Source organism: Protofrankia sp. CiP1_Cm_nod3, from assembly GCF_982290655.1.
Map to the genome: position 1 here is coordinate 1 of NZ_CEVIVD010000062.1, position 10,385 is coordinate 10,385.

Annotated in this window: 8 protein-coding genes and 1 tRNA gene; 3 read left to right on the plus strand and 6 right to left on the minus strand. The window is 71.3% G+C overall.

Annotation, left to right across the window (positions count from 1 at the left end):
• From AC5LUJ_RS13595 to AC5LUJ_RS13605, 3 genes are all read left to right on the plus strand, one after another.
• Positions 1–511 (plus strand): replication initiator (locus AC5LUJ_RS13595; RefSeq protein ID WP_493465036.1); only part of this gene is annotated, 511 nt, incomplete at its 5' end.
• Positions 512–618: 107 nt separating this feature from the next.
• On the plus strand, positions 619–981 hold the full coding sequence (locus tag AC5LUJ_RS13600) for a helix-turn-helix domain-containing protein (RefSeq protein WP_250285924.1): 363 nt from the start codon (positions 619–621) through the stop codon (positions 979–981).
• Entirely contained in the window at positions 978–2,219 is a 1,242-nt protein-coding gene (locus tag AC5LUJ_RS13605; RefSeq protein WP_250285925.1) for a tyrosine-type recombinase/integrase, read from the plus strand. Before AC5LUJ_RS13600 ends, AC5LUJ_RS13605 begins: the two co-directional genes overlap by 4 nt.
• Before the next feature lie 3 nt (positions 2,220–2,222).
• Here the strand turns inward: AC5LUJ_RS13605 and AC5LUJ_RS13610 are convergent.
• The 6 genes from AC5LUJ_RS13610 to AC5LUJ_RS13635 all read right to left on the minus strand — a co-directional run.
• Positions 2,223–2,296, minus strand: a tRNA-Ile gene (locus tag AC5LUJ_RS13610).
• An 84-nt stretch (positions 2,297–2,380) separates the two neighbouring features.
• Positions 2,381–2,884 (minus strand): DUF3566 domain-containing protein, encoded by a 504-nt coding sequence (locus tag AC5LUJ_RS13615; protein WP_250285926.1) that lies wholly within the window; start codon positions 2,882–2,884, stop codon positions 2,381–2,383.
• Between the two features lie 1,192 nt (positions 2,885–4,076).
• The gene (gene gyrA / locus AC5LUJ_RS13620; RefSeq protein WP_250285927.1) at positions 4,077–6,593 is read right to left on the minus strand and encodes a DNA gyrase subunit A; all 2,517 of its coding nucleotides are present in this window, start codon (positions 6,591–6,593) and stop codon (positions 4,077–4,079) included.
• A 144-nt stretch (positions 6,594–6,737) separates the two neighbouring features.
• Positions 6,738–8,672, minus strand: a complete 1,935-nt coding sequence (gene gyrB, locus AC5LUJ_RS13625; protein ID WP_250285928.1) for a DNA topoisomerase (ATP-hydrolyzing) subunit B — start codon at positions 8,670–8,672, stop codon at positions 6,738–6,740.
• 462 nt (positions 8,673–9,134) lie between these two features.
• Positions 9,135–9,803, minus strand: coding sequence for a DciA family protein (locus AC5LUJ_RS13630; protein WP_493465037.1), 669 nt, complete (start codon positions 9,801–9,803; stop codon positions 9,135–9,137).
• Positions 9,793–10,385: DNA replication/repair protein RecF (locus AC5LUJ_RS13635; RefSeq protein WP_493465038.1), on the minus strand; the 593-nt coding region annotated here is incomplete at its 5' end. The genes AC5LUJ_RS13635 and AC5LUJ_RS13630, both read right to left, overlap by 11 nt.

The following is a 10,385-nucleotide window of genomic DNA, read 5'->3' on the forward strand; positions in this document are numbered from 1 at the left end:
CCTCACCCCCGCCACCGTCGGCAACTACCTCGCCAAGTACGTCACGAAATCCGTCACCACCTCCGGCGCCCTCGACAGCCGCATCCGCACCCCCGACGACCTGACCACCCGGCTCCTGCTGCTCCCGGACCATCACGCCGAACTCGTCCGGGCGTCCTGGCGGCTGGCGCTACGCGCCGACTTCGCCGACCTCGGCATGGACCGGTGGGCCCACCAATTCGGCTTCAACGGCCATTGGATCACCAAAAGCCGGACCTATTCCACGACCTTCGCCGCCTGCCGGGAACGCCGCCGTACCTGGGCCCGCACCCATACCCGTACCGGCGAGGAACGCACCCCGCTCGACGCCTGGGGCCGGCCGGAAGACGACGACCAAGTCATCACCCTCGCCGCCTGGCGGTACCAGGCGTCCGGCTACGCCCGCACCGGCGACCGGATGCTCGCCGACATGGCCGCCGACCAAGCCCGCTCACGCCGCGAGGCCACTCGAACCGGCCGACAGACAGCATGACCGCCACCTGCCGGCCGGCCCGACGACATTTCCGCCGTCGCGCCCCGACGCCTCGCATGCCAAGCAACCGCGCCGGGACGCACTCCCCGACAAGGAGCACACCCAGAATGCCTTTTCGCATCCCGCCCCGGGAGTCCGCCGCCGGTGAGGCCACGCCGGACCACATCGCCACGTTGCCCGCGGAGCTGCGGGCACTCGCCGACCGGCTGGACGCCTACCTGGCGGAACAGGCCCGGCCGCGCCTGGCCGCCGTCCCGGCCACCACGGCACCGGCGGGCCCCGACCCGCTCGACGGCCTGCCCGCACTGATCTCGGTGGAGCGGGCGGCCGGGCTGCTGGGTCTCTCCCGGGCCGGCGCCTACCGGCTGACCTCGTCCGGGGAACTGCCCTCCCGCCGGCTCGGGGGCCGGGTCTTCATCGTCACCGCCGGTCTGCGCGCGATCCTGACCCCGGACGGAGCGGCCGCATGAAGGGCAGCGCCTACCGCAAGGACGGTAAGTGGGCCTACCGGCACGACGTCGATCCGGATTCGCTGACTGGCAAGCGGCGGCAGACCGGCCGGGGCGGGTTCGCGACCCGCAAAGAGGCGGAGAAGGCGTTGCGGGATTCGATCGCTGCCTACGAGTCGGGCCGGCACGTGAAGGTGTCCCGCCGTACCGTCGGGGCGTTCCTGGACGAGTGGCACGCGGCGATGAAGGCGGGGATGCGCCCCACGACGTGGGTGAAGTACGGCAACCTGCTCCGGGCCTACGTCACGCCGATCATCGGGGAGACCGCGTTGCGGGAGCTCACGCCGGTGCGGCTGAACCTGTTGTACGCGCACCTGCTCGATGAGGGTCGGGTGCATCGGCGGGCGGAGCAGAAGCCGGGCCTGTCGCCGTCGACGGTGGCGACGGTGCACCGGATGTTGCACCGCGCGCTGGCGGATGCGGTGAGGTGGGACTACGTGGCGCGCAACGTGGCGGAGGACGCGCAACCACCGCGGGTGGGCCGGCGCCGGCCCACGGTGTGGACACCGGAGCAGCTGCGCGCGTTCGTCGAGTACATCCGGGGTGATCGGCTCTACGCGCTGTATCTGCTGGTGGTGACCACGGGCATGCGCCGGGGTGAGGTGGTCGGGCTGCGCCGCGAGGACATCGACCTGAAGGCGGCCACGGTCGTCCCGGCCGTGCCACGGGTGGTCGTCGACGGCCGGGCCGTGGAGTCGGAGACGAAGACCGAGTCCGGGCAGCGTCCCCGAGCGCTCGATCCGCTGACGCTGGCCGCGCTGCGCGCGCATATCGAGATCTGGGAGGAGGAGCGGAAGCAGGTCGGGCACACCACCGATCTGCTGTTCTGCTGGCCGGACGGTAGCGAGATCCACCCGGACACGGTGACCGACCGGTTCCAGAAGCACGCCAGGGCCGCCGGGCTGCCGGTGATCCGGCTACACGACGTCCGACACAGCTACGCCACGGCCGCGCTGAAGTCCGACGTCCACCCGAAGATCGTGTCGGAACGGCTCGGGCATGCCGACGTCGCGTTCACGCTGAAGATCTACAGCCATGTGATCGCGGGTATGGACGCTGCCGCCGCGCGCCTCGTCGCGGAGGCGATTTTCGGTCCGGCAGAGCCGGTTTTGGACGGGCCGGTGCACGAATCCGTGCACGAGGAGGAAGAATCGCCGCTGGTCGAAGAAGAAAGTGAGGGAGAAAAGCCTGCGGCGTAAGGGTGGACCTGGGTGGACTTGAACCACCGGCCTCTTCCTTATCAGGGAAGCGCTCTGACCGACTGAGCTACAGGTCCTTGCTGGGCTCCACAGTACCGGATGCGTGGGATGTTCGGGCAGGCACCCGGGCTGGAAGCCCGTCAGGGGTCGACGTGTCGCGGCTAGTCGCCCAGGGTGACTTCGATACCGCCGACCATCTCGGTGCACAGGTTGTAGAGCAGCGCGCCCAGGGTCGCCAGTGCCGTCATCAGGATCACGTTGATCGCGCCGACGAGCAGGCCGATCTCCATGGCTCTGGTGAACGACAACCAGGCGCGTACGCCGCCGTTGCTGCCGTCGGTGAGCGTGTCCGCCGCTTCCACGACACTGTCGAAGACGCCGATCGAGTTCAGCACGAACCACAGCACGGCAGCGGCGATCATCAGTACGACGAACACGCAGAGGGAGAACGCGAACGTCAGCTGGGCCACCGACATGGGGTTGACCCGGGTGATGCGCAGCCGGGCCCGCCGTCCCTGCCCGGGTGGGCGCATGGTGGACGGCCCGGTGGCGGTGCCTGTCATCGGCCCGGTGGCCGCCGGCTCCTTCACCCCGCCCCGTTCCCGCACGGGGACCTGGGAGGTGCCGGACGCGCCCGCGCCGGAGGGGTCGGCTGGCCGCTTCACGAGGGGATCCCGAGTGCCGGTGCCCCCGCCACGCGCCAGTGGGCCCGTTGTGGCACGACGATCAGATGATGCGGGCGCTGCCCGATCGTCACTGCGTGGATGTCCACCGTCCACCCGTTTGAAGGCCTCCGTCTCCGGGGCCCGCGCCGCCGCGGCCGCCGGTCCACGTTTCGACTGTCCCACACCACCAGCATCCCCGCCCGGCGCGGCGCGCGTGACCTGGCCGTCAGTTGCCGGACGGGCGGCCGGCGACACGCCGGTACCGGTTGAGCCGCCGGTTTTCTTCGCCGGCCGGCGCAGCGAGATCGTGTCCGAGTCGGAGCGGGGCCGCCCGCCGGTGGAGGTCGAAGCGGACGCCAGGGCGATGGCCTCCGTGTCGACGCTGTCGGTCACGGTGGGAGATCCTGCCGCTGGACGCGGTGCGGCCGGTTCGCCGGACGCGGCGCCGTCCACGCTGCCGGACGTGGTCGGGCGTGGCCCGCGTGCCCCTCTCGACGCGCTGGTGGCAGGCCCGGCCAGGCCTGTCGAACCAGCGGCGGCCGACGTCGGCGATGCCGACGCGGACGACACGCCCGGCCGCGGGCCCGCGGTGCCCGACAGGCCCGAAGAAGGCGCCGAGGCGGCGGTGGAGCTCCCGGGCCGAGCCGGAGCCTGGCGTCTGGTAGCGGTGTTCGGGCCGGTGGCCGCCGTCTTCCCGTCCCCCCGGCCGGGCTGGGAGCCGGTGTCCGTCCTCGGCGCGGCCGGCCGGGGGGACGGGGACGCCGACGGGCCGGGGGCCGCACGCTGCGTGGTTCTGGCGCCGCGGGTGTCCCGGCTGCCTCGGGTCTCCCGCGGCATCCGCAGTTCCCGCAGCACCGAGGCCGGCTTCTGCGCCTGTGTCCCGTCGTCCTGCGGCTCCGGGGCCGCTGCGGGGCCTGTCCCGGCCCCGGAGCCCGATGATGTTCCCGGCGCCGGAGGCGTCGGGAACGTGGAGGATGTGGAGGACGTCGCGGGTTTTGTCGCGCCCGGGCCGGAGCGGGCCTGGCCCGACGCGGCGCGCTGGTCGTTACGGGGTTCCCCGGCCCGTTCGGGCTGTTGCTCCGGCCGCGGCGGAGAAGATCCACGGAAGGCCGGTGACCGGGTGGTCCGGTCGTCGTCGCTGTCGCTCACGGTCCATCTCCCGCCTTGCCGCCCGGCCGCCGGTCATCCGTCCTCAGGCCGGGTTTCCCCCGCCGGGAGCGGCTGTCGGCCCGCCGTTGGCGTTGTCTTCCGCATCGGCATTACGTGCTACTCCGACGACCTGTACGCCGGCTTCGAGATCGATGAGACGGACCCCCATGGTCTGCCGCTGGGCCCGGCGGACGTCGCGCGCGATCGTCCGCAGCACACCACCGTTGGACGTGATCGCGTAGAGCTGGTCGTCCGGGCTGACCACGAGTGCGCCGACCAGGCCACCACGGGTAGAGACGATCTTCGCGGTGAGGACGCCCTTGCCGCCACGCCCCTGCACCGGGTACTCGCCCAGCGACGTCTGCTTGGCGTAGCCGCCGCTGGTGGCGACGAGCAGGTTCGCCTCCGACTCCGGCGGGACGACCTCCATCGCGAGCAGCTCGTCGTCGCTGTCGAAACGCATCCCGATGACGCCGGAGGTGGCCCGCCCCATCGGGCGCAGCTGCTCGTCGTCGGCGTGGAAGCGGATGGACTGCGCCTGCCGGCTGACCAGCAACAGGTCGTCGCCGGCGGAGACGAGCCGGGCGGCGATGAGCTCGTCGTCGTCCCGCAGGTTGATCGCGACGAGGCCGCCGGAGCGGTTGGAGTCGAACTCGGCCAGCGCGGTCTTCTTGCACAGCCCCCGCCTGGTCGCAAGCACCAGGTACGGGGCCGCCTCATAGTCCTTGATCGCCATGACCTCGGCGATGCGCTCGTCCTGGCCGAACGCGAGGATGTTCGCCACGTGCTGGCCCTTGGCGGTGCGGGCCTGCTCGGGCAGCTCGTGCGCCTTGGCCCGGTACACCCGTCCCTTGTTGGTGAAGAACAGCAGCCAGTGATGGGTGGTGGTGACGAAGAAGTGCTCGACGATGTCGTCCTCGCGCAGGGCCGCGCCCTGGACGCCCTTGCCGCCGCGGCGCTGTGAGCGGTACAGGTCGGTCTTGGTGCGCTTGGCGTAGCCGCCGCGGGTGACGGTGACGACGACGTCCTCGCGGGCGATGAGGTCCTCGACGGACATGTCGCCCTCGAACGGGACGAGCCTGGTCCGCCGCTCGTCGCCGAACCGGTCGACGATCTCGGTGAGCTCCTCGCCGATGATCTCCCGCTGGCGGGCCGGTGAGGCCAGGATCGCCTCGAGCTCGGCGATCTTCGCCCGCAGCTCGGCCGCCTCGTCGATGATCTTCTGACGCTCGAGTGCGGCGAGCCGGCGCAGCTGCATGTCCAGGATGGCGACCGCCTGGATCTCCGACAGGGAGAACCGGTCCATCAGCTGTCCGCGCGCGGCGTCCGCCGACTCGGCGTTGCGGATAAGGTTGATCACCTCGTCCAGGTGGTCGAGGGCGATCAGCAGGCCCTCGAGCACGTGCAGGCGTTCGCGGGCCTTGCGCAGCTGGTAGCGGGTCCGCCGGACGATCACGTCGACCTGGTGGTCGACGTAGTACCGCACCATCTGGTCCAGCCGCAGGGTGCGCGGCACCCCGTCGACGATCGCCAGCATGTTCACGCCGAAGGTGTCCTGCAGCTGGGTGTGCTTGTACAGGTTGTTCAGGACGACCTTCGCGACCGCGTCCCGCTTGAGATCGATGATCAGGCGCTGGCCGGTGCGCGCGGAGGTCTCGTCCCGGATGTCGGAGATCCCGCTGATGCGGTTGTCCCGGACCAGCTCGGCGATCTTCTCCGCGAGGTTGTCCGGGTTGACCTGGTACGGCAGTTCGGTGACGACGAGCTGGGTGCGGCCCTTGTTCTCCTCGACCTGCACCACCGCCCGCATCCGGATGCTGCCGCGGCCGGTGCGGTAGGCGTCCTCGATGCCCTGGCGGCCGACGATGAGGCCGGCGGTGGGGAAGTCCGGCCCCTTGATCAGATCGAGCAGGGCCTCGAGCAGCTCGGGGTCGCTGGCGTCCGGGTGCGCGAGGAACCACTTCACGCCGTCGGCGACCTCCCGCAGGTTGTGCGGGGGGATGTTGGTGGCCATCCCGACGGCGATGCCGCCGGCGCCGTTGACCAGCAGGTTCGGGAAACGGCTGGGCAGGATCGTCGGTTCCTGCGAGCGGCCGTCGTAGTTCGGGGCGAAGTCGACCGTGTCCTGGTCGATGTCGCGCAGCATCTCCATGGCCAGCGGCGCCAGCCGTGACTCGGTGTAGCGCATGGCGGCCGGCGGGTCGTTGCCCGGGGAGCCGAAGTTGCCGTTACCGTCGACCAGCGGGTAGCGCAGCGACCAGGGCTGGGCGAGCCGCACCAGGGTGTCGTAGATCGCCGAGTCGCCGTGCGGGTGGTAGTTACCCATGACGTCACCGACGACGCGCGAACACTTGAAGTAGCCCCGGTCCGGGCGGTAACCACCGTCGTACATCGCGTACAGGACGCGGCGGTGCACCGGCTTGAGGCCGTCCCGGACCTCGGGCAGCGCCCGGCCGACGATGACCGACATCGCGTAGTCGAGGTACGACCGCTGCATCTCGACTTCGATGCCGATGGGCTCGACCCGGTCGCCGGGCGGCGGAGGTAGTACGTCGGTCACGCGGGTCCTTCCATACAGGGATGGTGCGGGTGGTCAGCCGTACATGGTACAAACTGTCTGTAACCGGACATCCGGGGTGCCGAGCCGACGGACCGCCGCCGGCCAGCTCGCCGCGGCGCCCGCGGCCGCGCGCCCCGCGGCCGGTCAGATGTCAAGAAAACGGACGTCCTTGGCGTTGCGCTGGATGAAGGAGCGCCGGGCGTCGACGTCCTCGCCCATCAGGACGGAGAACAGCTCGTCCGCCACGGCGGCGTCGTCCAGGGTCACCTGCAGCAGGATGCGGCGGTCCGGGTCCATGGTGGTGTCCCACAGCTCGGTGGCGTTCATCTCGCCGAGGCCCTTGAAGCGCTGGATGGCGTCCTTGGGCAGTTTGCGGCCGGCCTCGATGCCGTGCTCGATCAGGCCGTCGCGCTCCCGGTCGGAGTAGGCGTACTGCCAGTCCTCCCGGCCCCATTTGATCTTGTAAAGGGGCGGCTGGGCGAGGAAGACGTAGCCGGCCTCGACCAGCGGGCGCATGAACCGGAACAGCAGTGTCAGCAGCAGCGTGCGGATGTGCTGGCCGTCGACGTCCGCGTCCGCCATCAGGACGATCTTGTGATAGCGGAGCTTGCTGGCGTCGAAGTCGTCGTGGATGCCGCAGCCGAGCGCCTGGATCAGCGCCTGGACCTCGGTGTTCTTCAGCACCCGGTCGATGCGGGCCTTCTCCACGTTGAGGATCTTCCCGCGCAGCGGGAGGATCGCCTGGAACTTCGAGTCCCGGCCGCCCTTGGCCGAGCCGCCGGCCGAATCACCCTCGACGATGTAGAGCTCGCAGCGCTCCGGGTCGGTGTACTGGCAGTCGGCGAGCTTGCCGGGCAGGCCGGTGCCGCCGAGCAGGCCCTTGCGCCTGGTCAGGTCGCGGGCGGCACGGGCGGCGATCCGCGCCCGCTGGGCGTCCAGCGCCTTGCTGACGATCGCCCGGGCCTCGACCCGGTTGGCCTCGAGCCAGTCCTTGAGCGCCGAATAGCACATCTCCTGGACGAACCGCTTGGCCTCGCTGTTGCCGAGCTTCGTCTTGGTCTGGCCCTCGAACTGCGGCTGCGCCAGCTTCACCGAGATGATCGCGGTCAGGCCCTCGCGGATGTCGTCGCCGGCGAGGCGCTCGTCAGGGTTCTTGCCGTTGGCCTTCGGGGGCTTGAGCAGGTTCTGGTCCTTGGCGTAGGCGTTGACCGCGCTGGTCAGCGCCGCGCGGAAGCCCTCCTCGTGGGTGCCGCCCTCGTGGGTGTTGATGGTGTTGGCGAACGTGTAGACCGACTCGTTGTAGCCGGCGTTCCACTGCATCGCGAGCTCGGCCTCGATGCCGGTGCCCTTGGAGTCCAGCGAGATGACGGTCTTGTGGATCGGGTCCTTGCTGGCGTTGAGGTGCTCGACGAAGTCGACGAGCCCGCCGGCGTAGCGGTAGGTGACCGCGAGGGGCTCCTCGGGACGCTCGTCCCGCAGGTTGATCGTCAGCCCCTTGTTCAGGAACGCCATCTCCTGCAGCCGGCGGGAGAGGATCTCGTACTTGTAGTCGGTCGTCTCGAAGATCGTGTCGTCGGCCCAGAAGGTGACGGTCGTACCGGTCTTCCTGGTGGGGGAGCCCTTGGCCAGCGGCGCGGCCGGACGGGTGTTCTCGTACGGCTGGAACCAGGTGAAGCCCTCCCGGCGGATCTCCACCTCGAGCCGGGTGGACAGGGCGTTCACCACGCTCACGCCGACGCCGTGCAGACCGCCGGAGACCGCGTACGACTTGCCGTCGAACTTCCCCCCGGCGTGCAGCGTGGTCAGGACGACCTCGACCGCCGGGCGCTTCTCCGTCGGATGCTCGCCTACCGGGATGCCACGGCCGTTGTCGGAGACCCGGACACCGCCGTCGGCGAGCAGGGTCACACCGATCGTGTCGCAGTAGCCGGCCAGCGCTTCGTCCACAGCGTTGTCCACAACCTCGTAGACGAGATGATGGAGACCACGCTCGCCGGTGGAGCCGATGTACATACCCGGACGCTTGCGAACCGCGTCGAGACCCTCAAGAACCTTGATCGAACTTGCGTCGTAGGCCACGCGGTATGTCCCCTCGTCCTCAACTGCGCATAACGCGAGAAGCGTCTCCTGAGTCTACCTGGCGTATCGGCCAGAAGGACGCGGGGTGGCCCCTGGCATCCGCGCAGCGTCCCGAACAGCTTTCCATCGAACCCCCGTACGCAGGGGTTACCCGCACGACGCCTGTGGGCGATCCGGAGACCCTGCGTGCGGGCCGCGGGCAGCCTCCGGAACACCCCGGACGCCCGGGATGCCCGCGACGCCCGATCACGGGCCGGGGGTGCGGCGGGCGCCCGGGCGGTCGTGGCCCAACGCCACGGGCCGGGCGCCCGCGGCCGGCCGCGGGCGCCCGGCCCGCTGTCGCTGTCCACAGGCCACGGCTCACGGACGCGGCCCGGTGCGGCGCGCGGCCCGCGGGGCCGGGCCGCCATCACTGGCCTGACCTGCTCGGATCCCGCTCCCGCCGAGCCGGGGACGGCCGGCTCAGCCGTAGGTGTCACGGGGGCCGCGCCCGCCGGGTGCCTGCAACGGGCCGTGCCGCCAGCTCGGCGCGGTCGGCCCCCGGACGACGATCCGGCGCACGACATCCGGCCCGAGCTGCGCACGCAGGGTGGTCAGGAGCTGCCGGGACAGCAGGCGTAGCTGGGTCGCCCAGGCCGTCGACTCGGCGGCAAGCTCCAGCTCGCCGTCACGCAGGGAGACCGGATAGCAGCGTGCGGAGATGTCCGGGCCGACCAGGCTCTCCCAGCGGGCCAGCACCGACGCGTCCGTCGCCTGGTCCCGCCAGCCGCGTTCGGCAAGCAGTCGTTGCAGCGCGGCACCCAGCGTGACCGGTTCGAGCCATTCTCGGCCGGGCGCGGCCATCCCGGGCAGCCGTGGCCGGCGCGGCGGCTGCCGCGCCGGGTCGGACCGGCTGTCGCCGCGGGCCGCCGCGCCGCCGGTGCCCGCGCGCCCGCCGGCACGGCCGGCCGCCAGCGCCCGTGCCCGCGCGTCCTCCTTCGCCCGAGCCAGGACGAGACGGGCGAGATCGGCCCCGCGCGCGGGCCGCTCGCCGAGCCCGTCCCCGTTCTCGCCCCCGCCCTCACGCTCGCTACTTCGAGTGACATCACTCTCGCCGTCCGGGGTATCCGGGGTATGCGGGTCATGCGACACGGCTGACCTTCCCATCCGCCACCGTGAACCGTGTCCCGGCCAGGACGGCGGGCACGTCCGCCTCGACCGCGGCGGTCACCAGCACCTGCTCGGCCGAACGGATCAGCTCCGCCAGCCGGTCCCGACGGTTCGCGTCGAGCTCGGCGAACACGTCGTCCAGCAGCAGGACCGGTTCGCGCTGATCGTCCTGGAGCAGCTCGAAGGACGCGAGCTTGAGCGCGAGGGCCAGCGACCACGACTCGCCGTGGCTGGCATAGCCGCGCGCCGGCCGCCCATTGATCGACAGCAGCAGCTCGTCGCGGTGCGGGCCGACCAGGGTCACCCCGCGTTCGATCTCCTGCTGCCGGACGGTGGCGAGCTCGGCGAGCATCGCCTCCGCCAGGACCGCCCGGTCGGGAACCGGCTGGCCATCCGCCTGGCTGCCCGCGTGGCCGTCTGTCTGGCCGGGCACCGGGCCGCCGGCCCGCTGGGCCAGGCGCGCGACCACGCTCGAGCGGTACTCCACAGCGGTCAGCTCCCGCTCGCCGGCCGGTGCCGCCGTACCAGCCGCGTCGGCCGCACTGGCCGCATCAGCTGTGGCAG